Genomic DNA, 26,982 nt, shown 5'->3' with positions numbered 1-26,982 from the left:
TGCGAACGCGGCCGCGCAGGCTACTCGCCTGAGTGGCCGGATGCCACCCCCTGAGAGCCTCGGACCGTCCTGCCTACTCTCGCCGGACGACGGCCGTTCCGGCCGGCGATGGGGGAAGAGTTCGACAAGGAGTGATGGATGTTCTTCCACAAGCAGGAGCTGCAGTTCACGGCGTCCCCGGCCAAGCCCGACGCCGTCTACGCCCGGCGGATGCAAGAGGTCCTCGGTGGTCAGTACGGCGAGATCACCGTGGCCATGCAGTACGGGTTCCAGTCCTGGAACTGCCATATCCCCGGCAAGTATCGCGACCTCCTCTACGGCATCGCCGCGGAGGAGTTCGGTCACGTCGAGATGCTGGCGATCATGATCGCCCAGCTCCTCGAGAAGGCGCCGGTGGAGCAGTCGGAACAGGCGGCGGCATCCGATCCGGTGCTGGGCGCCGTGATCGGCGGGATGGACGTGCAGTCCGCGATCGTCGCGGGCGCCGGCGTGCGCCCGGTCGACAGCAATGGCAACCCCTGGCAGGGCTCGTACATCACGGCGAGCGGCAACCTGCTCGCCGACTTCACCGCGAACGCCAACGCCGAGATGCAGGGGCGCCTGCAGGTCGCGCGCATCTACAACATGACCGACGATCCGGGCGTTCGGGAGCTGCTGTCGTTCCTCCTGGCACGCGACACGATGCACCAGAACCAGTGGATCCGCGCCGCCCAGGAGCTGCGGGATGAGGGCGTCGAGGACCTGCCGGTGCCGAGCAACTTCCCGCTCGGGCAGGAGCAGCGCGACGTGGCCTACGAGTACATCAACTTCTCGGACGGCGCCGCAGCCTCCGAGGGATCGTGGGCATCGGGGCCGACCCCCGACGGAAAGGGCGAGTTCACCTATCTCGACGGGCCCGAGACGTCCGTTCCGATGCCCCCGCCGACGCAGCCCGACCCGCGTCTGTACGGCACCGACGCCAAGCCGAACATCATCGACAAGGCGACCGGGGTGGTCAAGGACAAGCTCAGCGACAAGTGATTGCGCTGGCGGCCTTCGCGATCAGCTCTTCGGCCACTCGATCAGGAGCAGGTTCTGCTTGGTGTCCGCGAGCTTGACCCAGCCGTCCGCGAAGAGGTAGGTCATGCCATAGCCCTCCGCGTCGGCGGAGATCGTCGTGTCGGGGCTCTCCGTGATGTAGATGCCCTCCGGGCCCTCTTCACGGATCCAGCCCTGCTCGACGAGCTGTGACCGCGCGTCGGAGGCGTCTCCCTCGGAGATCGGCGCCCAGCCGAACATCTGGCCGTGATCGCCGGCCGGACCGTCGAAGTCGGCCCAGACGCACTGCAGCCCTTCGGCCACCTCGATGCTGCCGATGTAGAAGGGCTCGGCCTGCGAGGTCCAGCCGAGGCTCTCGAAGTCCTTCGAGACGGCTTCGCTGATCAGCGTCTCACACGTGGGGTCGTCGGTGGCGGCGGGCTCCGGCTCGGATGTCGCCGACGGCTCCGGCGCCGGCGCGGACGGCGTGGGGGCCACGTCGGTCTGTTCGGGCGGGGCCGCCTGTGGCGATCCCGCGCAGGCGGTGAGCGTCAGCGCGGCGAAGAGCGCGACCACGGCGGCGGTGCCGAGGCGGGAACGTGCGGGGAACGTCACGGGGTCTCCGGGGAGGTCGGGGGAGGATGTGTGGGGTGTGGGGTGGGGGTGGGGGATGGTCAGTGGGAATGGAGGAGGTCGAGGTACGCGTCGTGCAGCACGCGGTTCGTCGCGAGTGCAGAGCGCTCCGAGATCGAATCGCGGCCGTCGAACGAGGTGAACCGGCCGCCGGCCTCGGTGATGATCGGGACGAGGGCGGCGATGTCGTACTCCTGCACTCCGAACTCGGCGACGAACTCGAGGCGTCCCTCGGCCAGCAGCATGTACGGCCACGCGTCGCCGTAGCCGCGATCGCGCCACACGGCAGAGGTCAGGCGCTCCAGAGCGTCCAGCCGGCCGGCATCCCGCCACTGCGCGATGCTCTGGAAGCTCACACTGGAATCGGCGACGGATTCGACACTCGAGACGGCGAGCCGACGCCGGCCGGCCGGTGTGTCGGTCCAGGATCCGAGACCGGTCGCACCCCACCACCGACGCCCGATGGCCGGCTGGCTGGCCACCCCTACCCGTGGGACGCCGTCGATCGCCAGGGCGATGAGCGTCGTCCACATCGGGATGCCCCTGAGGTAGTTCGCGGTGCCGTCGATCGGGTCGATGATCCACTGGCGATTCGAGTCGCCCGTGACGCCGTATTCCTCGCCGAAGACACTGTCGTCCGGGCGCTCCGTCTCCAGCAGGACGCGGATCGCGCGTTCGGTCGCCAGGTCGGCCTCGGTCACATGCGTCGAGTCCGCTTTCGTGCGGATGTCGAGATCGGCGGCATCGAAGCGGGGCATGGATGCCGCGTCCGCTGCATCGGCCAGGCGCAGGGCGAGTGCGAGATCGGCCGCAAGATCCTCCTCGATCGGCGCGTCGAACGTCGGGTCGGGGAGGGCAGGAGTCACATCAGCCAGGATATCCGGCGCGCACCGGCCTCGATTTTCGTTGACGCAATCGTGATGGTAATGTTGACCCTCGGTTCGCCACGTCGCGGATCAGGCACCTCTAGCTCAATCGGCAGAGCAACTGACTCTTAATCAGTGGGTTCTGGGTTCAAGTCCCAGGGGGTGCACCACACATCACGAAGGGCGGCCCGGCGGGCCGCCCTTCGTCGTTCCGGCTCGTCGCGATTCGGTAACGACACCGCTTAGGGTGCCCTCTCGACTTGACCGGAGGGGGACCGGCTTCGTAGATTGCAAGAACCTGAATCGGATTTCAGGTTCTGCCTCCCGAGGCACCAGATCCTTCCAATGGGGAAAGGCACGCACATGCGGGATACGAAGAAGTCGCTCAGAGGTTCCGTGATAGTTTCCGTGGTCGCCACGGCCGCGCTGGCGTTGGCCGCCTGCGCACCGACGGCAGCTCCCGGCGGGGGATCCGATGAGGAATCGGCGCCGTCCGAAGTCACCGTCGGCATCGTCACCAGTGAATCCGGGCCGCTGGCGGGCTACGGCAAGCAGTACCTCGACGCCTTCGAGGCCGGGCTCGACTACGCCACCGACGGCACCGGCGAGATCGACGGCACGACGATCACCGTGGAGTACCGCGACGACGCGGGCGACCCCGACAAGGCCGTCACCGCGGTCAAGGAGCTGATCGGCGAGGGCGTCAACATCATCGCCGGCACCGCGTCGTCGGGAGTCGCCCTCGCGGTCGCCGAGCAGGCCGCGCAGAACCAGGTGCTGTACATCTCGGGCCCCGCGGCGGCCGACGCCGTCACCGGCATCAACGAGTACACCTTCCGCTCGGGCCGCCAGAGCGCGCAGGATGTCGCCACCGCGGGAACGTTCCTGGATGACATAGAAGGCAAGACCATCGCGGTCTTCGCGCAGGACAACGCCTTCGGGCAGGGCAATGTGGCGGCCGTCGAGGCGATCCTCGGCAGCCAGGGCGCCACGATCACGCCGGTGCTGGTGGCCGAGGACGTGACCGAGTTCACGCCGTTCGCGCAGCAGGTGCTGGCGGGCGCGCCTGACCTGGTGTTCGTCGCGTGGGCGGGAGCGACCTCGGGTGCGATGTGGCAGGCGATGAGCCAGCAGGGCGTGCTCGACGAGATCCCCGTGGTCACGGGCCTTGGCGACGCCGCGACGTTCGGCGCCTACGGTGAGGCATCCGAGAAGATCAACTTCCTCAACCACTACTTCCCGGGCGCTCCCGACAACGAGGTCAACACCGCGATGGTGGAGGCGATCGAGGAGGGCGGCGGCACGCCTGACCTCTTCAGCCCCGACGGCTTCAACGCCGCCATCATGATCGTCCACGCGATTCAGGAGGGCCAGGGCGACGTGGACGCCATGGTCGCCGCACTCGAGGGCTTCGAGTTCGAGGGCCCCAAGGGGGCCATGACGGTCCGCGAGAGTGACCACGCCCTCATCCAGGAGATGTATCAGGCGCGTCTCGTGGCCGATGGCGACACCTTCGTGCCGGAGCTCGTCGACACGGTGCCGGCCGAGGACGTCGCGCCGGCCGAAGCCGAGTGACACGGAGCACAGTCTCAGCATGAGCACTCCCGTTCCGCCCGCGCCCCGCCGCGGCTCCCGGCTGCAGGTCGAGTCACTCGGCCTGCAGATCGGGGGCGCGACGATCCTCAAGGACGTCCGCATCGACATCGCCGCCGGCAGCCTCGTCGGCGTCATCGGCCCCAACGGCGCCGGAAAGACCACGCTCTTCAACGTGATCTCGGGCCTGGTCAAGCCGACCACCGGGCGGGTGCTGCTGGACGACCGCGACATCACGGCCGCGTCCGTCCCCGCGCGGGCGCGGGCGGGACTGGGACGCACCTTCCAGACCTCGAGCATCTTCCCGCGACTGAGCGTGCTCGAGAACGTGCGTCTCGCGGCGCAGGTGTCGCTGGGCGGCTCCGGCTCTCTGCTGCGCTTTCCCCGGCGAACGGATGCCGCGACCGAGCTCGCCCTCGAGAAGCTCCGTGTCGTCGGGCTCGACCACAAGCACGCGTCAGCGGCCGGCGACATCTCTCACGGCGACAAGCGTAAGCTCGAGATCGCCGTGCTGCTGGCGACCGAGGCGAGCATCGTGCTGCTGGACGAGCCGATGGCCGGCGTCGCCTCCGGCGATGTAGCGGGGCTCGTGGACAACATCCGCGATCTGCACCGCGAGAAGGGCTGCACGGTGCTCATGGTCGAGCATCACATCGACGTCCTGATGGGACTGGTCGATCGTGTCGCCGTGATGTACTTCGGCAGCATCATCGCGTACGACGTGCCGCAGAAGATCATGGACGATCCACTGGTGCAGAGCGCGTATCTCGGGACGGCGGCAGCATGAGCGCCGGCGAGGCGATCCTGCGGGTGCAGGGACTGCGCTGCACGATCGCGGGCCAGCAGGTCGTCGAGGATGTGTCGTTCGAGGTTCCGGCCACGGGCATCACCGCGGTGCTCGGCCGCAACGGGGTCGGAAAGACGTCGACTCTTCGCGGCATCCTGGGTCTCATCCATCGCCGTGGCACCGTGACGCTCGCCGGCGAGCGCATCGACGGGCTGCCCACTCACCGCATCGTGCGGCGCGGCGTCGGCTACGTCCCCGAGGACCGCGAGGTCTTCGCCAAGCTGTCCGTTGCCGAGAACCTCGCCCTCGCGGAGCGTCAGAAGAATCCACGCCGCGAGCTCGTCGCCGAGCTGTTCCCCGACCTCGTCGCGCGCCGCGACCAGGCGGCCGGCACGCTCTCGGGCGGTCAGCAGCAGATGGTCTCTGTCGCCCGTGCCCTGATCAACGACAACCGGCTGCTGCTGGTCGACGAGCCGACGAAGGGACTGGCACCGAAGATCGTGACCGAGGTGGCGGCCGCTCTCGAGCTGGCGTCGCAGACCGTGCCCATCCTCTTGGTCGAGCAGAACCTCGAGGTTGTCCGCCGCCTCGCCGACGACGCGATCGTCATCGCGGGCGGGCGCGTGGTGCACGTGGGCAAGGCCCGCGACATCCTCGACGACGACGACCTGACTCGCCGCCTCCTCGGCGTGCACGCGGAGGCCGCAGCGTGAGCTCCATCGTCCTGACCCTGATCACCGGCGTCGGCCTCGGCGCCCTGTATTTCCTCGTCGCGAGCGGGCTCAGCCTGATCTACGGCCTGATGCACGTCCTGAACTTCGCGCACGGCGCCTTCCTCACCCTCAGTGCCTTCGCCGGCTGGATGGTCGCCCAGGCCCTCGGCACCGAGTCGTGGGGATCCTTCCTGCTGTCGGTGCTCGTCGGCGCCGGAGTGGGCGCCGTCTTCGCGACCGTGACCGAGCTCGTCCTCATCCGACCGCTGTACGAGCGCCACATCGAGCAGGTGCTCGTGACCGTCGGCCTCTCGTTCGCCGCCGTGGCGCTGTTCGAGGGGATCTGGGGTACCGACCCCATCCACATCGCCGGGCCGGCGTGGCTCCGCCAGACCACCGATGTGCTGGGCGCACGGATCCCGAACACCTACTGGGTGCTCATGATCGCCGCGGTGCTCGTGCTGCTGGCACTCGTGCTGTTCCTGCAGAAGACGCGCTACGGCATGATCATCCGAGCGGGTGTCGAGAACCGCTCGATGGTCACCGCGCTCGGCATCGACGTGCGCCGGTCGTTCACCCTGGTCTTCGCGATCGGCGGCGCGGCCGCGGGAATCGGCGGCGTGCTGGCCATGCACTACTCGACGTTCGTCTCCGCCCACCTCGGCCAGACGCTGCTGATCTTCGCCTTCATCGTCACGGTCGTCGGCGGCCTGGGCTCGCTGACAGGCGCGGCCGTGGCATCCGTCCTCGTCGCCGTCCTGCAGCAGTTCGCCAACTCCTACCTGGGGGGCACCGGCGACTTCATCGTCGTGATCCTGCTCGCGCTGGTGCTGCTCGTGCGCCCCACCGGACTCCTGGGGAGGAAGGCATAGTGTCTCGACACGTTCGACAGGCGGGCAGGTACGTTCCCGCGATCGTCGGCGCCGCACTGGTCGTCTTCATGGCGCTCCTGCCGATGCTGAACATCTCCATCCCCGGTGTCCTTCCGACGCCGACCTACATGCCCGGCACGCTCGCACTGCTGTCGCTGTGCATGGTGTTCGCCGCGCTCGCGCTGTCGTACAACCTGCTGCTCGGATCGGGCGGGATGCTGTCGTTCGGCCATGCGCTGTACTTCGGCGCCGGTGCGTACGGGCTGGGCATCGCGCTTGAGCACTTCGGAGTGCCGCTGTGGCCCGGCATCTTCGTCGCCCTCATCGGCGGCATGGTGATCGCCCTGGTCACCGGAGCCGTGTCGATGCGCGTCTCGGGCATCCCGTTCGCCATGGTCACCCTCGCCTTCGCCCAGGCCGGTTCGGTGCTGGTGCGCCGCAACTCGCAGGTCACGGGGGGCGAAGAAGGGCTGAGCCTGAACACCGAGATGGTGCCCGACTTCCTCATCGGCGTGGTCAACACGCGCAACCTGTACTGGTTCACACTCGTCGTGCTCGTCGTCGTCTACCTGGTGACGCTGTGGGTCGACACCTCGCGACTGGGGCACCTCGCACGGGCCACGCGCGAGAACGAGCAGCGAGTGCGGGTGCTGGGACTGTCGCCCTATCGTGTGAAGCTGATCGTCTTCGTGATCGCCGCGGCGCTGGCGAGCCTGGCGGGCGTGGCGTACATGCTGCTGCAGTCGGGCACGGTCCCGCGGGCGGTCTCGGCGGATCTCACGATCACGATCCTCGTGATGGTCGTCCTGGGTGGCGTCGGGTTCCGCTGGGGTGCGATCGTTGGCGGTGTGCTGTACACGCTGCTGGACCAGCGCCTCACGGTGCTGGCGGGGTCCGAGGCGATCGCCGGGCTTCCCGACGTGCTGCGCATCCCGCTGTCGGAGCCGCTGTTCCTGTTCGGTGTCCTGTTCATCCTCGTGGTGATGTTCCTCCCGGGTGGTATCGCCGGAACCATCGATGCCGCGGTCCGCCGACGCCGCGGCGAGAAGGTCCGCGACCCGCTGCGGCAGATGGACGACGCCGACGACACGGCGGACGCGCCGGCCGAGGCCCGCGTGTGACGGGGGTGGGGGCGTGATGTGGGATGCGGACGCCGTCTTCGATCCCGACGTCGAGGACGGGCCTCACACGATCGGCCGCTGGCTGATCGACCGTGCGGCGACGTCACCTCTGCGAACGGCGGTGGACGACCGTGGCGTCACGACCGACTACGGGACGCTCGCCGCGCGAGCGACCGCTCTCTCGGGACGACTGCGCCGTGCCGGCTACGCGGCGGGCGACCGCATCGCCACGGTGTCGGGCAACTCGACCGATCACGTCGTGGCCTTCTTCGCGTGCGCGCTGGCGGGCATCGCGTTCGTGCCGCTGTCGTGGCGGCTGACGACGCGTGAGCTGGCCGACGTCCTCACGCGGGCGGCACCTTCGCTCGTGCTGATCGAAGACGAGCATGCGGCACTGGCCGGCGAGGCGATGCGGGCCGTCGACGCGAGCACGCGGGGCGGCGGGGAACGGATGCTGCAGGTCGCGGCGCTCGGAACGACGGGAGTCGAAGCGAACGTACCCGCCTCACCCCGGCCGCGACCGTGGCGCCCGGTGCGCGACGACGATCCGCTGCTGGTGATCTTCACCTCGGGCAGCGAGGCGGCTCCGAAAGGCGTCGTGCTCACGCACGCCAACTGCTTCTGGAACAACCTGGCGCTGGCCCAGGCGCTGCCCCTGCACCAGGACGATGTCGTCCTCGCGATGCTGCCGCAGTTTCATGTGGCGGCGTGGAACTGCCAGCCGCTGCTGGCCTGGTGGGCGGGTGCGACGGTCGTCCTCGAGCGTTCCTTCCAGCCGGCTCGCGCGCTGCGCCTGATCGCGGAGCGGCGTGTGACGGCGATGATGGGAGTGCCGACCCAGTACGCGATGCTGGCGGCGGATCGCGAGTGGGAGACCACCGATGTGACGTCGCTGCGACTGGCGCTGGTCGGCGGCGCGACGATGCCGACCGCGTTGCAGACGGCGTGGACCGAGCGCGGCGTCCCTCTGACGCAGGGCTACGGGCTGACCGAAGCCGGGCCCAATGTGCTGCACCTTCCCGCCGGCGAAGCCGCCGCCGCGCCGGGAGCTGTAGGGCGCCCATACCCGCACGTGACGGTTCGGGTGGTCGACCCCGATTCGGGGCTGCCGCTCGACGGCGAGGCGACCGGCGAGCTGTGGGTGCGCGGGCCGAGCGTCTTCGCGGGGTATCTGGGCGACGACGACGCGACGGCACGCGCGATGAGCGGTGGCTGGCTGCGATCGGGTGACCTCGTCGCGCGCGACGCCGACGGCCGCTACCGGGTCGTCGACCGGCTGAAGGACATCTTCATCTCGGGCGGCGAGAACGTCGCCCCGGCCGAGGTCGAGTACGCGCTGTGTCTGCACCCGCTCGTTGCGGCGGCGGCCGTGGTGGGCGTGCCCGACCCGGTGTGGGGCGAGCGCGGGGTCGGTTTCGTCGTGCCGGTCGCCGGTGCTGCCCTGTCGAGCGACGAGCTGCTGGCCCACGCCCGCCGCAATCTCGCCGCCTTCAAGGTGCCGGTGCGCATCGAACTGGTGGATGAGCTGCCCCGTTCGACGATCGAGAAGCTCGCCCGATCCCGGCTTCGCGAGCGGGCACGGGCTGTCATGGCACGAGATCGCGCGGGGGAGCGCGACCGAACCACGAAGGAGGTGCGGCGATGAGCCTTTCCGGCGAACTCGTCGACGACGCGCAGGGCCCCGTCTCATCCGCGACGGGCCGTCCGCTGACCAAACGCGGCGAAGCCACGCGACGGCGCCTTCTCGAGGCGGCGGAGCTCGTGTTCGCCGAACAGGGCTACCACGAGGCATCCATCGTCAAGATCACCGAACGCGCCGGAATCGGCCTGGGCACGTTCTATCTCTACTTCGACAGCAAGCAGGCGATCTTCGAGGCGCTCGTGCTCGATCTGAACCGGCGTGTGCGCCACTCGATGTCGGAGTCCATGGAGGGTGCGTCGTCGCGCCTGGAGGCCGAGCGCGCCGGGTTCGCGGGGTTCTTCCGCTTCACGGCCGAGCACCCCGCACTGTACCGCGTCGTGCGGGAGGCTGAGTTCGTCTCTCCCGAGGTGCTGCGCCTGCACTACACGCGCATCGTCGAGGGCTACGAGGCGGGGCTGCGTGCCGCGCAGGCGGCGGGTGACGTGGACCGTGCGCTCGATCCCCAGACCACGGCATGGGCGCTCATGGGCATGGGTGAGCTGATCGGCATGCGCTTCCTGCTGTGGGAGCGGGATGCCGACGGCCGGCCGCCGTCGCAGCTGGATCCGGTCGTCTTCGCGGGCATGACCCGGTTCATCGACAACGCGCTCGCGCCACGGCCCGGCGCGACGCACGGGGAGGAGCAGGCATGACCGACAACGACCTGGCCGGCAGGCGGGCCCTCGTCACGGGCGGTGCCAGCGGGATCGGGCTGGCGTGCGCGCACGAGTTCGCGGCGCGCGGCGCACACGTGATCATCGCGGACCTGAACGCGCAGGCGGCGACGGATGCTGCCGCCGAGGTCGGCGGGGAGTCGTGGGTCGTCGACCTCTCCGACACGGCGGCCCTCGACGAGCTCGTGCTCGACGTCGACATCCTCGTGAACAACGCGGGCATCCAGCGTGTGAGTCCGATCCCCGACTTCGATCCCGAGGCCTTCCGGCTGCTGCTGCGCCTGATGCTCGAGTCGCCGTTCCTGCTCATCCGGGCGGCGCTGCCGTCGATGTACGAGCGCGGCTGGGGGCGCATCATCAACATCTCGAGCGCCCACGGGCTGCGCGCGAGCGCTTTCAAGTCCGCGTACGTGTCGGCCAAGCATGGCCTGGAGGGCCTGTCGAAGGTGACCGCGCTCGAAGGCGCGCCGCACGGCGTCACGAGCAACTGCATCAACCCGGCCTACGTGCGCACGCCGCTGGTCGAGAAGCAGATCGCCGACCAGGCGAAGGTGCACGGCATCCCCGAGGCCGAGGTCGTGGAGAAGATCATGCTCACCGAGACCGCGATCAAGCGGCTCGTCGAGGCGGACGAGGTCGCGTCGCTCGCCGGATGGCTCGCGTCCGACAAGGCGGGCATGGTCACCGGCGCCTCGTACACGATGGACGGCGGGTGGACAGCACGATGAGCGGCAGACGGATGCCGGGCGCCGAACCGTCGACGACGGACCTGGCACGAGCGGGTCACAGCTACCGGACCGCGGATATCCCGGTGTCAGGGGGCGCCTTGCGCGTCGGCATCTGGGACCCGGATCCTGCGGTGGCGGACGCACCGGACGTGCTCCTCATCCACGGGGTCACATCGTCGCATCTCGCGTGGCCGTTCGTCGTGGACGGACTGCCCGGGGTTCGCGCGATAGCGCCGGACCTGCGCGGGCGTGGTGCCAGCAACACCCTGGAAGGCCCTGCGGGCATGTCGGCGCACGCCGCCGACCTCGCTGCGGCGCTGGACGCCCTCGGCATCGAGCGCGCGGTCGTGGTCGGGCACTCGATGGGCGCGTTCGTGGCCGTCGTGCTCGCACATCGGTATCCGGAACGCGTCTCACGGCTCGTGCTCGTGGACGGCGGACTCCCGCTCGACGTGCCGGCCGGGCTGAGCACCGACGAGCTGGTCGCGGGGATCCTGGGTCCGACCGCCGCGCGGCTGTCGATGCGATTCGCCGACCCGGGGGAGTACATCGAGTTCTGGCGGCGGCATCCCGCCTTCCGCGCCGATTGGACGCCCGAGCTCGAGCAGTACCTGGCGTACGACCTCGTGGACGACGGGCACGGGGCGCTGCGCCCGGCGACGAGCTACGACACCACCGCCGACGACACGCGCGACATGAACACCGGCGGCGCGCTGCCGGCGGCGCTGGCTGGGCTGCAGCATCCCGTTCGCATGGTGACTGCGCCCCGCGGACTGCAGGACGAGCCGCCCGGACTCTACGCGCCCGAGCACCTGGCCCGCGTGCTCGCCGCTCATCCCGAGATCGCGCACGAGAGGCTCGAGGGACTCAACCACTACACGATCGTGATGTCGCCGGCCGGGGCGGACATCGTGGCTGCGGTCGTGCGCGAAGAGCTCGCGCGAGCCTGAGAGGTTCGGAGGCCGCCGCGTCAGCGACCGGCGGCGATCCGGGTGGTGAGCTGGTGCGCGTGCGCGAGGAGCGTGCGGCCCAGTTCTGGCAGACGGTCGGGTCCGAAGCGGAACTCCACGCCGGTGAGGCTCAGCGCCCACTGCGGATGCCCCTCCTTCGTGAACACCGCTGCGCCCACCCCGAACGAGCCCTCGACGATGAGCCCGGGGTTGACGGCATAACCGCGTTCGTGCGTGTCGCGCAGGCGGGCCCGAAGCCGCTGCTCACCGTGCGGAGCGCCCCACTCGGTGGCGAGCTCCGGGTGCCGCGCGAAGTACGCGTCCACATCGTGAGGTGGTAGGAAGGCCAAGATCGCCAGGCCCGCGGAGGCGACGCCGAGGGGGAACCGCACGCCCTCCGACAGGACGAACGAGCGGATCGGAAAGCTGCCCTCTTCGCGCAGGAGGCACACTGTCTCGTCGCCACGCCGCACCGAGAGGAACGCGCTCTCCTCGGTCCGCACGGCGAGCGACCTCACGATGTCTCGTGCGATCGCGGTGATGTCGTAGCGGGATGCCGCCACCGTGCCCATCAGGAAGAGCTCGGGGCCCGGCATCCATCGCCCGCTCTTGTCGTCCTGGTCGACGAGACCCTCGTGACGCAGCGCGGTGAGGAGCCGGTGAGCCGTCGGGCGCGTGAGGCCGGCCCGCCGGGCCAGGTCGGCGACCGACATCCCTTCGTCGCCGGCGGACGTGACCAGTCGCAGCAACTGGGCGGCCCGGGCCACGGACTGAGCTCCGGGAATGCTCCGCTTGGCGACGTTGTCCACGATATGGACGCTACGCCCTCGTCTCTCCACATGGCAAGCCGCGCCGTGACAGCAGGCCCCGATGCTCGCAGGATGGTCGAAGACATCACGAGCGAAGGAGCAGGATGATCGACAAGACGTGGGGCTCGGCGGTCGAAGCCGTCGCCGACATCCCCGACGGCGCCTCTCTGGCCGTGGGAGGGTTCGGACTCTCGGGCAACCCCATCGCGCTCATCGAGGCCCTGTTGGCGCAAGGGACGACAGACCTGAGCATTGTCAGCAACAACTGCGGCGTCGACGACTGGGGTCTCGGGATCCTCCTGAACGCCAAGCGCATCCGCAAGATGACGTCGTCGTACGTCGGCGAGAACAAGGAGTTCGAGCGGCAGTTCCTCTCGGGCGAACTCGAGCTCGAGCTGACGCCACAGGGCACGCTCGCCGAGAAGCTCCGCGCCGGCGGCTCGGGGATCGCCGCCTTCTACACGCAGACCGGTGTCGGCACCCAGGTCGCGGAGGGCGGTCTGCCGCGCCGCTACGACGGGCAGGGTGGCATCGCCGTCGCATCGCCGGTGAAGGACGTCCGCACGTTCGAGTTCGCAGGCGCGCCCCGCGAGTTCGTCCTGGAAGAGGCGATCGTCACGGACTTCGCGCTCGTCCATGCCCTGCGTGGAGACCGCCACGGCAACCTCGTCTTCAACAAGTCCGCGCGCAACTTCAACCCGCTGGCCGCCATGGCGGGGCGGGTGTGCATCGCGCAGGTCGAGGAGCTGGTCGAACCCGGCGAACTCGACCCCGACAGCATCCATCTTCCCGGCATCTACGTGCACCGCATCGTGGAGGTCGGAACCGACATCGAGAAGCGCATCGAACGTCGCACGGTCTCGGTCGCCCAGGCGGCCGCGCGCGAGATGCCGGAAGGAGCCTGAGATGGCGCTCACCCGCACCCAGATGGCCGCCCGCGCCGCACAGGAACTGGATGACGGCGCGTATGTGAACCTCGGGATCGGGCTGCCCACGCTCGTGCCCAACCACGTGCCCGAGGGCGTGACAGTCGTGCTCCAGTCCGAGAACGGGATCCTCGGCGTCGGCCCCTATCCGACCGAGGAGCACGTCGATCCAGACCTCATCAACGCCGGCAAAGAGACGGTCACGACTCTCCCCGGCGCGGCGTTCTTCGACTCGGCGACCAGCTTCGGGATGATCCGCGGCGGCAAGATCGACGCTGCCATCCTCGGTGCGATGCAGGTGTCTGCCACCGGCGACCTCGCCAACTGGATGATCCCCGGCAAGATGGTGAAGGGACCGGGCGGCGCGATGGATCTCGTCCACGGAGCGGCGAAGGTGATCGTGCTCATGGAGCATGTCGCCAAGGACGGCAGCCCGAAGATCGTCGACGAGTGCTCTCTGCCGCTCACCGGGCGCGGGGTGGTGGACCGCATCATCACGGATCTCGCCGTGATCGACGTGACCGAGCGGGGGCTGGTGCTGGTGGAGGTGGCGCCCGGCGTCACGGTGGCTGACGTGATCGCCGCGACCGAGCCCGACCTCGCCGTCGCCGAAGAGCTGAAGGTGGAAGCATGAACCAGGACATCGTCATCGTCGCCGCCGCGCGCACCCCGCAGGGGCGACTGAAGGGCCAGCTCGCACCGCTCACTGCGGTGCAGCTGGGCAGCGCCGCCATCCGCGGCGCGCTGGAGCGCGGCGGGATCCCGGCAGATGCCGTCGACACCGTGCTCGTCGGCCAGGTGCTCGCCGCGGGTGCCGGGCAGAACCCCGCGCGTCAGGCAGCCGTCGGCGCCGGCATCCCGTGGGAGGTGCACTCGGGCTCGGTCAACAAGGTCTGCCTGTCGGGTCTCACCGCCATCATCGACGGCGCCCGCATGATCGCCGTCGGCGACGCGACCGTCGTGGTGGCCGCCGGCATGGAGTCGATGACCCGGGCGCCGCACCTGCTCATGGGCTCGCGCGACGGCTGGACGTACGGCTCGGTCGAGGTGCTCGACCACATGGCGTTCGACGGGCTCACCGACGCATACGACCGCGAGAGCATGGGTGCGTCGACCGAGCGCCACAACGGGCGGCTCGAGGTCACACGCGAGATGCAGGATGCCGTCGCGGTACGGTCGCATCAGCGCGCCGCCGCGGCGCAGGCGGCGGGCCTGTTCGACGCCGAGGTCGTGCCGGTGCAGATCCCGCAGCGCAAGGGGGAGCCCGTCGTCGTGACGAAGGACGAGGGGATCAGGCCAGAGACCACCGTCGAGACGCTCGCCGGGCTGCGGCCGGCCTTCGCCGAAGGCGGCTCGATCACGGCCGGCAACTCGTCGCAGATCTCCGACGGTGCGTCGGCGGTCGTGCTCACCACCCGCGCGCACGCGGACGCGAACGGCTGGCCGGTGCTCGCCGCCCTCGGCGCCTCGGGACAGGTCGCCGGACCCGACAACTCACTGCACTCGCAGCCGGCGCGCGCGATCGAGAAGGCGTGCGCGAAGCAGGGGATCGCCGTCTCCGACCTCGATCTCGTCGAGATCAACGAGGCGTTCGGCGCCGTCGTGGCTCGATCGCAGACCGAACTCGGTCTCGCCGATGACGTCGTCAATCCGCACGGCGGGGGAATCGCGATCGGGCATCCGATCGGAGCGTCAGGCAATCGCCTCGTCGTCCACGCGGTGCACGAGCTCGTTCGTCGCGGCGGAGGCACCGCAGCGGTCGCCCTGTGCGGCGGCGGCGGTCAGGGAGACGCCCTGATCCTCACACGGTGAGAATCAGTACACGGTGAGACTCAGCCCTCGATGCGGCGCTTGACCAGCTTCTTCTCGCGACCGTGGACGGGGGAGTCGTTGGCGATGAGCTCGCCACGCGAAGCCCGCCGCACATCGACGATCGCACCGACGGCCAGGGCGAGCGAGATGCCCCAGCTGAGCCATGCGAGGGCGGTCCGCCATGTGAAGGGCTCGTTCTCGCGGAGACCGCGCAGCAGCGTCATGCCTCCGGTGAAGGCCGCGATGATCCCCGTTCCGAAGAGGTACTTGCGCATACGTTCACGCTAGCGCGCGCGGCGCGCAGTCATGGCCCCTTGACATCCGGCGTCTGCCACGTCAAGGGGCCACGGCCGATTCTCAGGGCGCGCTAGCCTGGGGTTTGCCTCGTCCCCCGCACCGTCAGGAGCCCGTGTGACAGCCCGCGCGACACCCCCGCAGACCACGCCTCGACGACAGGCCGACCTTGTCGTCGTCGCCAATCGACTGCCCGTGGACCGTGTCGTCGACGGCGACGGCGAGCCCTCATGGAGGCGGTCGCCGGGTGGCCTGGTCACCGCCCTCGAGCCGGTGATGCGGCGCGCCGACGGCGCGTGGGTCGGCTGGCCGGGCCAGCCGGATGTCGACGTCGAGCCGTTCGAGTTCGAGGGGACGCACCTGGTTCCGGTGGCGCTCAGCGCCGACGACATCGAGCTCTACTACGAGGGCATGTCGAACGACACGTTCTGGCCGCTCTACCACGACGTGATCTCGGAGCCGCGGTATCGCCGGGTGTGGTGGGACGCGTACGTGCGCGTCAACCGCCGCTTCGCCGAGGCGGCGGCCGCGGTCGCGGCGGACGGCGCGACGGTGTGGGTGCAGGACTACCAGCTCCAGCTCGTGCCTCGCATGCTCCGCGAAGCCCGGCCGGACTTGACCATCGGCTATTTCCACCACATTCCCTTTCCGGCATACGGCCTCTACTCGCAGTTGCCGTGGCGGCGTCAGGTGCTCGAGGGACTGCTCGGCGCGGACGTGATCGGCTTCCAGCGCGTCGCCGACGCGGGCAACTTCGCCCGCGCCGTGAGGCGCCAGCTGCGGTACGAGACCAAGGCCTCGGGCATCACCGTGCCCAATCCCGACGGGTCGAGTCGCCGCGCGCTGGCGAAGGCCTACCCCATCTCGATCGACGCCACGTCCTACATCGAGCTCGCCCGGCGGGAGGACGTGAAGGCTCGCGCCGTCGAGATCCGCGAGAGCCTGGGCAACCCGAAGAAGATCCTGCTCGGCGTCGACCGGCTGGACTACACCAAGGGCATCCGTCACCGCATGAAGGCGTTCGGCGAGCTGCTGGAGGACGGCAAGCTCTCGGTCGAGGACGTCACCCTCGTACAGGTGGCGAGTCCGAGCCGTGAGCGCGTCGGGGCGTACATGCAGCTGCGCGATGAGATCGAGCTGACGGTCGGCCGCATCAACGGCGACCACGACACGATGGACCACACCGCGATCCGCTACCTGCACCAGGCGTACCCGCGTGAGGAGATGGTGGCCCTGTTCCTCGCCGCGGACGTGATGCTGGTCACCGCGCTGCGCGACGGCATGAACCTCGTGGCCAAGGAGTACGTCGCGTCCCGCATCGACAACCGCGGCGTGCTGGTGCTGAGCGAGTTCGCCGGTGCCGCCGATGAGCTGCCCAGCGCGGTGCGCATCAATCCGCACGACATCGACGGCATGAAGGACGCCATCATGCGCGCGATCGAGATGCCCTCGGCCGAGCAGGGCCGCCGCATGCGAGCGCTGCGCAAGAAGGTGATCGACAGCGATGTCGCGCGCTGGTCGCAGTCCTTCCTCGATGCCCTCGCCGACGCGCGCGACCACCATCGGCCGACGGCTCCCGGCCGTCTGGAAGGACCCGGACGGTCGGATGCGACCACGGCGAGAGGGACGCGCTCGTGACGGAGGTCTCGACCGATGAGCGCTCAGCGATCGCCGGGATCGCGGCATCCGCTCTCCTGCTCGTCGCGCTCGATTTCGACGGCACGCTGTCGCCGCTCGAGGACGAGCCGATGGACGCGCGGATGCTGCCGGCCGCACGGGCCGCGATCGACGCGCTCGTGGCAGCGCCGCGCACCATCGTGGCCTTCGTCTCAGGCCGGAGCCTGGTCGACCTGCGGGTGATCGCCGAGCACGACGACTACTCGCAGGTGCTCCTGGCGGGCTCTCACGGCGCAGAGTTCTGGATCCCCGGCCAGGGGGTCGTCGCGCACGGCGAAGACCAGGGCGACGTCCGGCTGCGCGACATGCTGCGCACCCACGCGGAGGAGGCCACCGCGCACCTGGACGGTGTCTGGATCGAGCCGAAGACCTTCGGGTTCGGCGTGCACACCCGCCGCGCCGAGCCGTCCGCGGCCCATGAGGCCAATCGCCTCGTGGACGCGATCATCGCCGAGGAGGCTCCCCACTGGCGCCGTCGAACCGGCCACAACATCGTCGAGTACGCGTTCCGACACGAGGGCAAGGACTCCGCGATCGCCGAGCTGCGGGAGCGGACGGATGCCTCGGCCGTGCTCTTCGCCGGGGACGACGTCACCGATGAAGACGCGCTGCGCAGCCTTCGTGAGGGCGACTTGGGGGTGCACGTCGGAACCGGCCCGACGGCCGCCACCCTGAGCGTGCCCGACATCGAGGCGCTCGCGCGGCTGCTGAGCGTCATCGCCGCCGAGCGGAGCGCTCGGCGGCAATAGACTCGCAGTCATGCCCCAGCCTGACAACTCCATCGACATCAAGCCGCGCAGCCGCGTGGTGACGGACGGCATCGAAGCCACGACCTCGCGCGGAATGCTCCGCGGCGTGGGCATGGGCGACGAGGACTGGGACAAGCCGCAGATCGGCATCGCGTCCAGCTGGAACGAGATCACCCCCTGCAATCTGAGCCTCGATCGCCTGGCGCAGGGCGCCAAGGAGGGCGTCCACGCGGGCGGCGGCTACCCGCTGCAGTTCGGGACGATCTCGGTGTCGGACGGCATCTCGATGGGCCACGAGGGCATGCACTTCTCGCTCGTCTCGCGCGAGGTCATCGCCGACTCGGTCGAGACCGTGATCATGGCCGAACGCCTGGACGGGTCGGTGCTGCTCGCCGGCTGTGACAAGTCGATCCCCGGCATGCTGATGGCCTCCGCCCGTCTCGACCTGTCGAGCGTGTTCCTGTACGCGGGCTCGATCGCGCCGGGCTGGGTCAAGCTCTCGGACGGCACCGAGAAGGAGATCACGATCATCGACTCCTTCGAGGGCGTCGGCGCGTGCCTGGCCGGCCGCATGAGCGAGGCCGATCTCAAGCGCATCGAGTGCGCGTTCGCGCCCGGTGAGGGCGCCTGCGGCGGCATGTACACCGCCAACACGATGGCGTCCGTCGCCGAGGCGCTCGGGCTCTCGCTGCCGGGTTCGGCCGCGCCGCCTTCGGCCGATCGCCGCCGCGACTACTTCGCCCACCGCTCGGGCGAGGCCGTGGTCAACCTGCTGCGCATGGGCATCACGACACGCGACATCCTCACCAAAGAGGCGTTCGAGAACGCGATCGCGCTGGCGATGGCGCTCGGCGGCTCGACGAACGTGGTGCTGCACCTGCTCGCGATCGCCCGCGAGGCCGAGGTCGACCTGAGCCTGCACGACTTCAACCGCATCGGCGACAAGGTTCCGCACGTGGCCGACATGAAGCCGTTCGGCAAGTACGTCATGAACGACGTCGATCGCCACGGAGGCATCCCGGTGATCATGAAGGCGATGCTCGACGAGGGCCTGCTGCACGGCGACGCCCTGACCGTGACGGGCAAGACGCTCGCCGAGAACCTCGCCGACCTCGATCCCGACCCCATCGACGGAACCGTCATCCACACCTTCGACAACCCGATCCACGCCACCGGAGGCATCACGATCCTCCACGGCTCGCTGGCGCCCGAGGGAGCGGTCGTCAAGACCGCCGGCTTCGACGCTGCGGTCTTCGAGGGGCCCGCGCGCGTGTTCGAGCGCGAGCGCGCCGCGATGGACGCGCTCGAGGCAGGGCAGATCGAGAAGGGCGACGTCGTCGTCATCCGGTACGAGGGCCCCAAGGGCGGTCCGGGCATGCGCGAGATGCTCGCGATCACCGCCGCCATCAAGGGCGCGGGGCTCGGAAAAGATGTACTACTCTTGACGGACGGACGATTCTCAGGCGGCACAACCGGCCTGTGCATCGGCCACATAGCACCCGAAGCGGTGGACGCAGGTCCCATCGCCTTCGTGCGCGATGGTGATCTGATACGGGTCGATATCGCGGCTCGCTCTCTCGACCTACTCGTCGACGAAGCTGAGCTCGACTCCCGCCGCTCTGGCTGGGAGCCGCTTCCCCCGCGCTATACCCGTGGCGTCCTTGCCAAGTACTCCCGACTCGTGCGCTCCGCTGCGGAGGGCGCGACCACGGGCTGAACGCGGCTACCGACACATCCCTCCGACTGATCCGAGGACTCACCATGCCCGCCGAAACCGCTGCGGCCGTTCCACGGCCACCCGCTCGCACCGCCACCGCGCCCGTGCTCACGGGCGCAGAGGCGGTCGTCCGTTCGCTCGAGATGCTCGGCGTCACCGACGTCTTCGGGCTGCCGGGCGGCGCCATCCTCCCCGTCTACGACCCGCTCATGGACTCGAGCGCGCTGCGCCACATCCTCGTGCGTCACGAGCAGGGCGCCGGCCACGCCGCCGAGGGCTACGCGGCGGCGTCGAACCGGATCGGCGTCGCCATCGCGACGTCCGGCCCCGGCGCCACGAACCTGGTCACCGCGATCGCCGACGCCTACATGGACTCGGTGCCGATCGTGTGCATCACCGGCCAGGTCTTCTCCAACCTGATGGGGACGGATGCCTTCCAGGAGGCCGACATCGTGGGCATCACGATGCCGATCACCAAGCACTCGTTCCTGGTCAAGGACGCCGCCGAGATCCCCGCCGCGATCGCCGCGGCGTTCGAGATCGCCGGCACCGGACGCCCGGGACCGGTCCTCGTGGACATCACCAAGGACGCCCAGCAGGCCGAGGCGCCGTTCGTGTGGCCGCCGAAGATCGACCTGCCCGGCTACCGTCCGGTGACCAAGGCGCACGGCAAGCAGATCCAGGCCGCCGCGCAGCTGATCGCCGAGGCCAAGAAGCCCGTGCTCTACGTCGGAGGCGGCGTGATCCGAGCGCAGGCGTCGGCCGAACTGCGGACGCTCGCCGAGTCGACGGGCGCTCCCGTGGTCACGACGCTGATGGCGCGTGGCGCGTTCCCCGACTCCCACCCGCAGCACCTGGGCATGCCCGGCATGCACGGCACGGTGCCGGCGGTGCTGGCGCTGCAGGAGGCCGACCTGCTCGTCTCCCTCGGCGCCCGGTTCGACGATCGCGTCACCGGCAAGGCGGCGCTGTTCGCCCCGAACGCGAAGGTCGTGCACGTCGACATCGACCCGGCCGAGATCTCGAAGATCCGCACCGCGGATGTGCCGATCGTGGGTGATCTGAAGGACGTGCTGGTCGATCTCGATGTCGCCTTCCGTGCGGTCAGCGCCGGGAGCAGTCCCGACACCGCGGAGTGGTGGTCTTTCCTGGACGGCCTGCGCGACGAGTTCCCGCTCGGCTACACCCAGCCGTCGGATGGGCTCATGTCACCGCAGTACGTGATCCAGCGGATCGGCGAGCTCACGGGCCCCGAAGGCATCTATGCCGCGGGTGTGGGACAGCACCAGATGTGGGCGGCGCAGTTCATCAAGTACGAGCGCCCCAATGCGTGGCTCAACTCCGGCGGCGCCGGCACGATGGGCTACTCGGTGCCGGCCGCCATGGGCGCGAAGGTGGCGGAGCCTGATCGTCACGTGTGGGCGATCGACGGCGACGGCTGCTTCCAGATGACCAACCAGGAGCTTGCGACCTGCGCGATCAACAACATCCCGATCAAGGTCGCGATCATCAACAACTCCTCTCTCGGCATGGTGCGCCAGTGGCAGACGCTGTTCTACAACGGGCGTTACTCGCACACCGACCTCAATACCGGCCACGACACCGTCCGCATCCCCGACTTCGTCAAGCTGGCCGAGGCGTACGGCTGCCTCGCGATCCGCGTCGAGAAGGAGGAGGACGTGGATGCCGCGATCAAGACCGCGCTCGAGACGAACGACCGCCCCGTGGTCATCGACTTCGTCGTGAGCGCCGACGCCATGGTGTGGCCGATGGTGCCGCAGGGCGTCAGCAACAGCTATGTCCAGTACGCGCGTGACCACGCGCCCGCCTTCGAGCAGGAGGACTGACACATGCCCAGTCACGTGCTGAGCCTCCTGGTGGAGGACAAGCCTGGTCTGCTGACCCGCGTCGCCGGCCTCTTCGCGCGCCGCGGCTTCAACATCGAGTCGCTCGCGGTGGGGGTCACCGAGGTTCCCGGGCTGTCGCGCATCACGGTCGTCGTCGATGTCGAGGAGCTGCCGCTGGAGCAGGTGACCAAGCAGCTGAACAAGCTCGTGAACGTCATCAAGATCGTCGAGCTCGACCCGGCGTCCTCCGTGCAGCGCGAGCACATGCTGGTCAAGGTTCGCGCCGACAACCAGACCCGTTCGAACGTGCTCGAGGTCGTGAACCTGTTCCGCGCACAGATCGTCGACTACGCCCCCGACGCGCTCGTGGCCGAGGTCACGGGCGACAAGGGCAAGGTCGACGCATTCCTGCGTGCCCTCGAGCCCTTCGGCGTCAAAGAGCTGGCCCAGTCCGGCCTGGTCGCCATCGGCCGCGGCGGCAAGAGCATCACCGAACGCGTGCTGCGCGGCTGAGCCGCGGCATCCGATCGATCTTTCTGAACCACAACCCAAGGAGAAACACGAAGATGGCTGAGATCTTCTACGACGCCGACGCCGACCTGAGCATCATCCAGAGCAAGAAGGTCGCGATCGTGGGCTACGGCTCGCAGGGCCACGCGCACGCCCAGAACCTGCGTGACTCAGGCGTCGAGGTCGTCATCGCCCTCAAGGACGGCTCGAAGTCCACCGAGAAGGCCCAGGAGGAAGGCTTCGAGGTCAAGTCCGTCGCCGACGCCGCCGAGTGGGCGGATCTCATCATGATCCTCGCGCCCGACCAGCACCAGCGGTCGATCTTCACCGAGAGCATCAAGGACAAGCTGACGCCGGGCAAGACGCTGGCCTTCGCCCACGGCTTCAACATCCGCTTCGGCTACATCCAGGCGCCCGAGGGCGTCGACGTGATCCTCGTCGCGCCGAAGGCTCCCGGCCACACGGTCCGCCGCGAGTACGTCGCTGGCCGCGGCATCCCCGACATCATCGCGGTCGAGCAGGATGCCTCGGGAAACGCGTGGGCGACCGCGCTGTCGTACGCCAAGGCCATCGGCGGCACGCGTGCCGGCGTCATCAAGACGACCTTCACCGAAGAGACCGAGACCGACCTGTTCGGCGAGCAGGCCGTCCTGTGCGGTGGTGTGTCGCAGCTCGTCCAGTACGGCTTCGAGACGCTGACCGAGGCGGGCTACCAGCCGCAGATCGCGTACTTCGAGGTCCTGCACGAGCTCAAGCTGATCGTCGACCTGATGTGGGAGGGCGGCATCGCCAAGCAGCGCTGGTCGGTCTCGGACACGGCCGAGTACGGCGACTACGTCTCGGGCCCGCGGGTCATCGACCCGCACGTCAAGGAGAACATGCAGGCGGTGCTCGCCGACATCCAGTCGGGGGCGTTCGCCAAGCGGTTCATCGACGACCAGGACAACGGCGCCGTGGAGTTCCACGAGCTCCGCGAGAAGGCCGCTCAGCACCCGATCGAGTCCGTGGGCAAGGACCTGCGCGCTCTCTTCGCCTGGAAGCAGCAGGACGAGGGGTACGTGGAGGGTTCTGCCGCGCGCTGATCCGTCAAGACCGCCGTCCGATCCGGCACGGCTCCGACCGGCCGTCCTCGCCCCCACCACGGGCGAGGGCGGCCGGTCCTCTTTCGTCGACGTTCTAGGATTCTCGGCATGCCCGCATCGCGTGTCGTCGAGATCGCCGTCCAGGACCCGTCCGGCGCGCGGGCGGCCGTGGAGTCCGGAGCCTCGCGGCTGGAGCTGTGCCAGGCGCTCGAGGTCGGCGGCCTGACGCCGTCGCTGGGGGTGCTGGAGTCCGTGCTCGCCGCCGTGGATCCGGCCCTGGTGAACGTGCTCGTCCGGCCGCGAGGCGGCGGCTTCTGCTACGACGCGGAGGAGGTCGCGCTCGTCGAGGCCGACATCCGCGCGTGCGTCGATCGTGGCGCGGGCGGCGTGGTGGTCGGCGCACTCGACGCAGAGGGTGCGCTCGACGTCGCCGCCCTGCGCCGGTGGCGGGATGCCGCAGGTCCGGCAGCGCTCGTGTTCCATCGCGCGATCGACGCGGCGCGGGACCCTGATGCAGTCTTCGACGCGCTGCGCGACGAGGGCGTCGATCGTGTACTGACCTCGGGAGGCGCGTCCAGGTCCATCGACGGGGTCGCGCGGCTCGCGTCCTTCGCCGAGCGAGCCGGCGGCGTGATCGAGGTCATCGCGGGCGGCGGTGTCCAGCCCGGCGACATCCCGGCGCTCTTCGACGCCGGGGTGGATGCCGTGCACCTGTCGGCGCGCCGCCGTGCCGGCCTCGGAGCCCGCTCGGGTCCAGGCGGCGGCGGGGCCGGGCACGACATCACCGATGCCGGGATCGTGTCGCAGGCGGTGGCTGCCGCGGCCCGGTGAATCCGGCCCCGCGCTGGCCCCGAGGACACCGACCGCTTCACGTCCGGGTGATATCGCGTCGGCGCAGCCCGGCGGACGCACCGATGACGAGCACGGCAGCGAGCACAGTGGTGACGAGCACTGGTAGCAGCTCGAAGGTGCCGAGGGGCAGGGGTGGCATGTGGGTGTACGGCGATACCCGCAGCACGCCGCTGTCGAGGTAGCCGAGCTCGACGAGGAGCTCGAGGAGGAAGAGGATTCCGAGGGCGGCGTACGCGACCGGTCCGGCGATCCTCGGCACGAAGCCGTAGAGGAGGGCGGCGAGGGCGGCGATGAGCCAGATCGCAGGCAGCTTCACGAGGGCGGCGGCGATCATCGCAGCCAGTTGGCCGGGTTCGCCTGTCGCGGTTGCATACATCAGACCGAGGCCGAAGCCGAAGGCGACCTGGATCACGGCGGTGCCGGCGAAGGCCGCGACGAGCGCACCTCCCGCCCACCGCATGCGAGAAACGGGGGCTGTGAGCACGTTCTCCGCCCTGCCGCTGCTCTCCTCCCGGTGCAGCCGGAGGATCGCCTGGATGCCGTACAGAGTCACGACCTGAGCGAAGACGTAGACGACGAGTGCGATGAACGCGAGCGCCGGATCGGGGCCGTCGGCGAGGCCGCTGAGTGCGTCGCTCTCCCGCAGTTGCTCCGCCGTGTTCTCTGCGAGGGCGCCGATCAGCGACCCGAAGGCGAAGAGCGCGAGCGACCAGGCGATCAGCTGGCCGAGGCTCAGTCTGAGGGTCAGGCTGATCGTGCCTCGCAGTCCACGCGCAGCCCGCGGTCTCCCGTTGCGCTCGGGCAGCAGGCCGGCGCCGACGTCGCGCGCGTTCAGCAGGGTGGCCACGGTGAGGAGAACCGCGCTGAAGACGAGTGCCAGGAGGACGGGACGGACGTCGTCGGCCGCGTACGGTTCGATGCGGCTCAGCCAGCCGTAGGGGCTCACCCACGACAATGCGGGCAGCCCTCCGGCATCCGCAGTGCCGCGGACGGCGTAGAAGACCGACATGACGATGACCGCGAGCGTGCTCGCGCCGCGCGAGGTGGCGGCGAGCATCGCGGTGATGGCACCGACGCCGGTCATGAATGCGCCGGCCGCGAAGAACTGCGCACCTGTCAGGACAGACCCCGCAGCCGCAAAGCCCAGGGCCGCGAAGGCCGCCGCGATGAGCACAGCGGTGGCGAGGTTCGCGCTCAGGGCGATGATCACGGAGCCCGCGAGAGGGGTCGCCCGGCCGAGGGGGGCGCCGCCCAGGAACTCCCGGTAGCCGTCCTCCTCCGCGGTTCTCGTGTGGCGGATCACGGTGAAGGCGCTGGCGATCCCGAGAATGAGTACGACCAGGCCCTGGACTCGCCATGCGACCAGCCCCGCGACGCTGGCGGCGTTGATGCGGCCGATCATGAACACTTCGGCGGGCGAGCTGTTGATCTCTTCGGCGTACCCGGCGCGTGCCGCCTGCGTGGGGTAGGTCGCCCCGATCGAGGCGGCGACGCCGACAGCCACCACGACGGCGATCCCGTACCAGAGGGTCAGGCGCAGTCGGTCGCGACGCAGGATGAGGCGAAGGAACGGTCCGAGGCCGGCGAGGGTGTGCATTTTCAGCCTCCGACCCTCGCCGTGGCCGGCTCGCTGTCGTAGAAGCGCATGAAGAGCTCCTCCAGGGTGGGCGGAGCGACAGTGAGCGTCTGGATGCCGGCGCGCTGGAGTTCGCCGAGCACCGCATCGAACGAGTCCACTCGCAGCCGGACATGATGGCCTTCGACCTGGACCGAGGTGACGCCGGGAAGATCGGCAAGGTGCGCGGGCACCGACGCGAGGGTCGCGGTGATGGTGGTCGCGGTGAGATGACGCAGATCGGTGAGGGAGCCCGATTCGACGACGGTCCCTGCCCTGATGATGCTGACCCGGTCGCACAGGTCCTCGACCTCCGACAGGATGTGGCTGGAAAGCAGGACTGTCCGGCCCGCTCTCTTCTCTTCGGCGATCACCTCCTTGAACACCGCCTCCATGAGCGGGTCCAGGCCCGAGGTGGGCTCGTCCAAGATGAGAACCTCGGCGTCGGCCGCCAGTGCGGCGATCAGGCCGACCTTCTGCCGGTTCCCTTTCGAGTAGGTGCGGGCCTTCTTGCTCGGATCCAGTCCGAACCGCTCGATCAGCGCCGCCCGCCGCGCCGGGTCGAACCCGCCGCGGAAACGGCCCATCACATCGATGATCTCCCCACCGGTCAGGCTCGGCCACAGGGCGACATCGCCGGGCACGTATGCCATGTGCCGGTGCAGCCGGGTCGCGTCCCGCCATGGGTCCATCCCCAGCACTTCACACAGACCGGACTCTGCTCGCAGCAGGCCCAGCAGCAGACGGATGGTCGTGGTCTTCCCCGCGCCGTTGGGCCCTAGGAAGCCATGCACCTCGCCTCGCTGGACGTGGAGATCGAGACCGTCGAGGGCACGAGTGGTGCCGAAGGACTTCGTCACCGCTGACATCGAGATAACGTTGCTCACAGAGCACAGCGTAAACTAAGTTCACGAATTTTGTGAAAGGTGCGAATACATGCCCGATGCTGACGAGCTCGACGCCTTCGTCGAACGGTACGCCGAAGCGCTGACGTTGTCGGGGTGGCCGCGCATGATGGCGAGGGTGTTCGCGTGCCTGATGGTCGCCGAGGACGGCCGCCGCACGGCCGCGGAGCTTTCGTCGGCGCTCCACGTCGGTGCGCCGGCCATCTCCGGCGGAGTGAAGGCTCTCCTCCAATCGGGACTGGTCACGCGGGAGCGCGAGCCGGGCGACCGGCGCGACTACTACCGCGTGCAGGAGGACACGTGGTTCCGCGCTGTCACGGGCAACGACGCCAACCTCGCCCGGTGGCAGGAGGCGTCCGAGAGTGGTGCGCGGCTGCTGGGCACCGACACGGCGGCAGGCCGACGCTTCGACGAGACCCGGCGGTTCTTCGAATTCCTCCGCGAAGAGCTGCCCCGGCTCATGGATCGCTGGCACGAGTCCCAGCGAGACTGAGCCGCATCGCTCCGGCCGCAAGACGTGGAGCTGCCCCGTGGCGTTCATCCCGACGCTCG

The 26,982-nt window shown here is 69.4% G+C and carries 27 protein-coding genes and 1 tRNA gene; 22 read left to right on the top strand and 6 right to left on the bottom strand.

The window, feature by feature from the left end; translation table 11 throughout:
- Window positions 1-138: 138 nt before the first annotated feature.
- Window positions 139-1,020 carry a manganese catalase gene (locus tag HF576_RS18070; protein ID WP_168914214.1) on the top strand — a complete coding sequence of 294 codons (882 nt, stop codon included), beginning with the start codon at window positions 139-141 and terminating at the stop codon, window positions 1,018-1,020.
- A gap of 21 nt (window positions 1,021-1,041) precedes the next feature.
- On the opposite strand, the gene HF576_RS18065 is transcribed toward HF576_RS18070, so the two are convergent.
- Together HF576_RS18065 and HF576_RS18060 are read right to left on the bottom strand one after the other, a co-directional pair.
- A complete protein-coding gene (locus HF576_RS18065; RefSeq protein WP_168914213.1) occupies window positions 1,042-1,632 on the bottom strand; it encodes a hypothetical protein in 591 nt (196 codons plus the stop codon).
- A 59-nt stretch (window positions 1,633-1,691) separates the two neighbouring features.
- Window positions 1,692-2,516 carry an inositol monophosphatase family protein gene (locus tag HF576_RS18060; protein WP_168914212.1) on the bottom strand — a complete coding sequence of 275 codons (825 nt, stop codon included), beginning with the start codon at window positions 2,514-2,516 and terminating at the stop codon, window positions 1,692-1,694.
- A 94-nt stretch (window positions 2,517-2,610) separates the two neighbouring features.
- Between HF576_RS18060 and HF576_RS18055 the strand changes: the two genes are divergently transcribed.
- From HF576_RS18055 to HF576_RS18010, 10 genes are all read left to right on the top strand, one after another.
- Window positions 2,611-2,686 (top strand) — tRNA-Lys (locus HF576_RS18055).
- A gap of 193 nt (window positions 2,687-2,879) precedes the next feature.
- Window positions 2,880-4,091 (top strand): substrate-binding domain-containing protein, encoded by a 1,212-nt coding sequence (locus HF576_RS18050; RefSeq protein WP_168914211.1) that lies wholly within the window; start codon window positions 2,880-2,882, stop codon window positions 4,089-4,091.
- A 19-nt stretch (window positions 4,092-4,110) separates the two neighbouring features.
- Complete coding sequence (locus HF576_RS18045) at window positions 4,111-4,896, top strand: ABC transporter ATP-binding protein (protein ID WP_168914210.1); 786 nt, start codon at window positions 4,111-4,113, stop codon at window positions 4,894-4,896.
- On the top strand, window positions 4,893-5,609 hold the full coding sequence (locus HF576_RS18040) for an ABC transporter ATP-binding protein (protein ID WP_168914209.1): 717 nt from the start codon (window positions 4,893-4,895) through the stop codon (window positions 5,607-5,609). The genes HF576_RS18045 and HF576_RS18040 overlap by 4 nt, the downstream gene beginning before the upstream one ends.
- Window positions 5,606-6,481, top strand: a complete 876-nt coding sequence (locus HF576_RS18035) for an ABC transporter permease subunit (RefSeq protein WP_168914208.1) — start codon at window positions 5,606-5,608, stop codon at window positions 6,479-6,481. Before HF576_RS18040 ends, HF576_RS18035 begins: the two co-directional genes overlap by 4 nt.
- A 68-nt stretch (window positions 6,482-6,549) precedes the next feature.
- Window positions 6,550-7,602 (top strand): branched-chain amino acid ABC transporter permease, encoded by a 1,053-nt coding sequence (locus HF576_RS18030; RefSeq protein WP_205835466.1) that lies wholly within the window; start codon window positions 6,550-6,552, stop codon window positions 7,600-7,602.
- A gap of 16 nt (window positions 7,603-7,618) precedes the next feature.
- Window positions 7,619-9,247, top strand: coding sequence for a class I adenylate-forming enzyme family protein (locus HF576_RS18025; protein ID WP_168914336.1), 1,629 nt, complete (start codon window positions 7,619-7,621; stop codon window positions 9,245-9,247).
- Window positions 9,244-9,936 carry a TetR/AcrR family transcriptional regulator gene (locus tag HF576_RS18020; protein WP_168914207.1) on the top strand — a complete coding sequence of 231 codons (693 nt, stop codon included), beginning with the start codon at window positions 9,244-9,246 and terminating at the stop codon, window positions 9,934-9,936. The genes HF576_RS18025 and HF576_RS18020 overlap by 4 nt, the downstream gene beginning before the upstream one ends.
- Window positions 9,933-10,685, top strand: coding sequence for a 3-hydroxybutyrate dehydrogenase (locus HF576_RS18015; protein WP_168914206.1), 753 nt, complete (start codon window positions 9,933-9,935; stop codon window positions 10,683-10,685). Before HF576_RS18020 ends, HF576_RS18015 begins: the two co-directional genes overlap by 4 nt.
- Before the next feature lie 83 nt (window positions 10,686-10,768).
- A complete protein-coding gene (locus HF576_RS18010) occupies window positions 10,769-11,635 on the top strand; it encodes an alpha/beta hydrolase (protein ID WP_343234339.1) in 867 nt (288 codons plus the stop codon).
- 20 nt (window positions 11,636-11,655) lie between these two features.
- Here the strand turns inward: HF576_RS18010 and HF576_RS18005 are convergent, their stop codons facing one another.
- Window positions 11,656-12,444 carry an IclR family transcriptional regulator domain-containing protein gene (locus HF576_RS18005; RefSeq protein ID WP_168914205.1) on the bottom strand — a complete coding sequence of 263 codons (789 nt, stop codon included), beginning with the start codon at window positions 12,442-12,444 and terminating at the stop codon, window positions 11,656-11,658.
- Window positions 12,445-12,548: 104 nt separating this feature from the next.
- Here HF576_RS18005 and HF576_RS18000 point away from each other — a divergent pair, with 104 nt between their 5' ends.
- The 3 genes from HF576_RS18000 to HF576_RS17990 are packed head-to-tail and all read left to right on the top strand — an operon-like array spanning window position 12,549 to window position 15,182.
- Complete coding sequence (locus tag HF576_RS18000; protein ID WP_168914204.1) at window positions 12,549-13,349, top strand: CoA transferase subunit A; 801 nt, start codon at window positions 12,549-12,551, stop codon at window positions 13,347-13,349.
- Window position 13,350: 1 nt separating this feature from the next.
- Window positions 13,351-14,004 carry a CoA transferase subunit B gene (locus tag HF576_RS17995; RefSeq protein WP_205835393.1) on the top strand — a complete coding sequence of 218 codons (654 nt, stop codon included), beginning with the start codon at window positions 13,351-13,353 and terminating at the stop codon, window positions 14,002-14,004.
- Window positions 14,001-15,182 carry an acetyl-CoA C-acetyltransferase gene (locus HF576_RS17990; RefSeq protein WP_168914203.1) on the top strand — a complete coding sequence of 394 codons (1,182 nt, stop codon included), beginning with the start codon at window positions 14,001-14,003 and terminating at the stop codon, window positions 15,180-15,182. Before HF576_RS17995 ends, HF576_RS17990 begins: the two co-directional genes overlap by 4 nt.
- A 20-nt stretch (window positions 15,183-15,202) precedes the next feature.
- Here HF576_RS17990 and HF576_RS17985 read toward each other — a convergent pair whose 3' ends face one another.
- Window positions 15,203-15,457: a hypothetical protein gene (locus HF576_RS17985; protein WP_168914202.1), complete on the bottom strand. Its 255-nt coding sequence runs from the start codon at window positions 15,455-15,457 to the stop codon at window positions 15,203-15,205.
- Between the two features lie 136 nt (window positions 15,458-15,593).
- Here HF576_RS17985 and HF576_RS17980 point away from each other — a divergent pair, with 136 nt between their 5' ends.
- The 7 genes from HF576_RS17980 to HF576_RS17950 all read left to right on the top strand — a co-directional run bounded on the left by HF576_RS17980 (window position 15,594) and on the right by HF576_RS17950 (window position 23,889).
- Complete coding sequence (locus tag HF576_RS17980) at window positions 15,594-17,114, top strand: trehalose-6-phosphate synthase (RefSeq protein WP_168914201.1); 1,521 nt, start codon at window positions 15,594-15,596, stop codon at window positions 17,112-17,114.
- Window positions 17,111-17,902 (top strand): trehalose-phosphatase, encoded by a 792-nt coding sequence (gene otsB / locus HF576_RS17975; RefSeq protein ID WP_343234338.1) that lies wholly within the window; start codon window positions 17,111-17,113, stop codon window positions 17,900-17,902. Before HF576_RS17980 ends, otsB begins: the two co-directional genes overlap by 4 nt.
- Window positions 17,903-17,912: 10 nt before the next feature.
- Window positions 17,913-19,619 carry a dihydroxy-acid dehydratase gene (ilvD, locus tag HF576_RS17970; RefSeq protein ID WP_168914200.1) on the top strand — a complete coding sequence of 569 codons (1,707 nt, stop codon included), beginning with the start codon at window positions 17,913-17,915 and terminating at the stop codon, window positions 19,617-19,619.
- A 44-nt stretch (window positions 19,620-19,663) separates the two neighbouring features.
- Entirely contained in the window at window positions 19,664-21,466 is a 1,803-nt protein-coding gene (locus HF576_RS17965; protein ID WP_168914199.1) for an acetolactate synthase large subunit, read from the top strand.
- Between the two features lie 3 nt (window positions 21,467-21,469).
- Window positions 21,470-21,979, top strand: coding sequence for an acetolactate synthase small subunit (ilvN, locus tag HF576_RS17960; RefSeq protein ID WP_168914198.1), 510 nt, complete (start codon window positions 21,470-21,472; stop codon window positions 21,977-21,979).
- A 53-nt stretch (window positions 21,980-22,032) separates the two neighbouring features.
- Entirely contained in the window at window positions 22,033-23,058 is a 1,026-nt protein-coding gene (gene ilvC / locus HF576_RS17955) for a ketol-acid reductoisomerase (RefSeq protein WP_168914197.1), read from the top strand.
- A 108-nt stretch (window positions 23,059-23,166) separates the two neighbouring features.
- Window positions 23,167-23,889, top strand: coding sequence for a copper homeostasis protein CutC (locus HF576_RS17950; RefSeq protein ID WP_168914196.1), 723 nt, complete (start codon window positions 23,167-23,169; stop codon window positions 23,887-23,889).
- Window positions 23,890-23,926: 37 nt separating this feature from the next.
- Here the strand turns inward: HF576_RS17950 and HF576_RS17945 are convergent, their stop codons facing one another.
- Together HF576_RS17945 and HF576_RS17940 are read right to left on the bottom strand one after the other, a co-directional pair.
- Window positions 23,927-25,507: an ABC transporter permease gene (locus HF576_RS17945; protein ID WP_168914195.1), complete on the bottom strand. Its 1,581-nt coding sequence runs from the start codon at window positions 25,505-25,507 to the stop codon at window positions 23,927-23,929.
- A 2-nt stretch (window positions 25,508-25,509) separates the two neighbouring features.
- Complete coding sequence (locus HF576_RS17940) at window positions 25,510-26,412, bottom strand: ABC transporter ATP-binding protein (RefSeq protein WP_343234337.1); 903 nt, start codon at window positions 26,410-26,412, stop codon at window positions 25,510-25,512.
- Window positions 26,413-26,461: 49 nt separating this feature from the next.
- Here HF576_RS17940 and HF576_RS17935 point away from each other — a divergent pair, with 49 nt between their 5' ends.
- The gene (locus HF576_RS17935; RefSeq protein WP_168914194.1) at window positions 26,462-26,923 is read left to right on the top strand and encodes a GbsR/MarR family transcriptional regulator; all 462 of its coding nucleotides are present in this window, start codon (window positions 26,462-26,464) and stop codon (window positions 26,921-26,923) included.
- Window positions 26,924-26,982: the final 59 nt, after the last annotated feature.

Source organism: Microbacterium salsuginis (assembly GCF_012524205.1).
Lineage (GTDB): Bacteria > Actinomycetota > Actinomycetes > Actinomycetales > Microbacteriaceae > Microbacterium > Microbacterium salsuginis.
Note: the sequence above shows the minus strand (reverse complement) of the source record. Positions and strands in the feature narration are given on the sequence as shown.

Coding starts and splice junctions, on each gene's coding strand:
- HF576_RS18070 (WP_168914214.1), top strand. CDS start 139: ATGTTCTTCCACAAGCAGGAGCTGCAGTTCACGGCGTCCCCGGCCAAG.
- HF576_RS18050 (WP_168914211.1), top strand. CDS start 2,880: ATGCGGGATACGAAGAAGTCGCTCAGAGGTTCCGTGATAGTTTCCGTG.
- HF576_RS18045 (WP_168914210.1), top strand. CDS start 4,111: ATGAGCACTCCCGTTCCGCCCGCGCCCCGCCGCGGCTCCCGGCTGCAG.
- HF576_RS18040 (WP_168914209.1), top strand. CDS start 4,893: ATGAGCGCCGGCGAGGCGATCCTGCGGGTGCAGGGACTGCGCTGCACG.
- HF576_RS18030 (WP_205835466.1), top strand. CDS start 6,550: ATGGCGCTCCTGCCGATGCTGAACATCTCCATCCCCGGTGTCCTTCCG.
- HF576_RS18025 (WP_168914336.1), top strand. CDS start 7,619: ATGTGGGATGCGGACGCCGTCTTCGATCCCGACGTCGAGGACGGGCCT.
- HF576_RS18020 (WP_168914207.1), top strand. CDS start 9,244: ATGAGCCTTTCCGGCGAACTCGTCGACGACGCGCAGGGCCCCGTCTCA.
- HF576_RS18015 (WP_168914206.1), top strand. CDS start 9,933: ATGACCGACAACGACCTGGCCGGCAGGCGGGCCCTCGTCACGGGCGGT.
- HF576_RS18000 (WP_168914204.1), top strand. CDS start 12,549: ATGATCGACAAGACGTGGGGCTCGGCGGTCGAAGCCGTCGCCGACATC.
- HF576_RS17995 (WP_205835393.1), top strand. CDS start 13,351: ATGGCGCTCACCCGCACCCAGATGGCCGCCCGCGCCGCACAGGAACTG.
- HF576_RS17990 (WP_168914203.1), top strand. CDS start 14,001: ATGAACCAGGACATCGTCATCGTCGCCGCCGCGCGCACCCCGCAGGGG.
- HF576_RS17985 (WP_168914202.1), bottom strand. CDS start 15,457: ATGCGCAAGTACCTCTTCGGAACGGGGATCATCGCGGCCTTCACCGGA.
- ilvD (WP_168914200.1), top strand. CDS start 17,913: ATGCCCCAGCCTGACAACTCCATCGACATCAAGCCGCGCAGCCGCGTG.
- HF576_RS17965 (WP_168914199.1), top strand. CDS start 19,664: ATGCCCGCCGAAACCGCTGCGGCCGTTCCACGGCCACCCGCTCGCACC.
- ilvN (WP_168914198.1), top strand. CDS start 21,470: ATGCCCAGTCACGTGCTGAGCCTCCTGGTGGAGGACAAGCCTGGTCTG.
- ilvC (WP_168914197.1), top strand. CDS start 22,033: ATGGCTGAGATCTTCTACGACGCCGACGCCGACCTGAGCATCATCCAG.
- HF576_RS17950 (WP_168914196.1), top strand. CDS start 23,167: ATGCCCGCATCGCGTGTCGTCGAGATCGCCGTCCAGGACCCGTCCGGC.
- HF576_RS17945 (WP_168914195.1), bottom strand. CDS start 25,507: ATGCACACCCTCGCCGGCCTCGGACCGTTCCTTCGCCTCATCCTGCGT.
- HF576_RS17935 (WP_168914194.1), top strand. CDS start 26,462: ATGCCCGATGCTGACGAGCTCGACGCCTTCGTCGAACGGTACGCCGAA.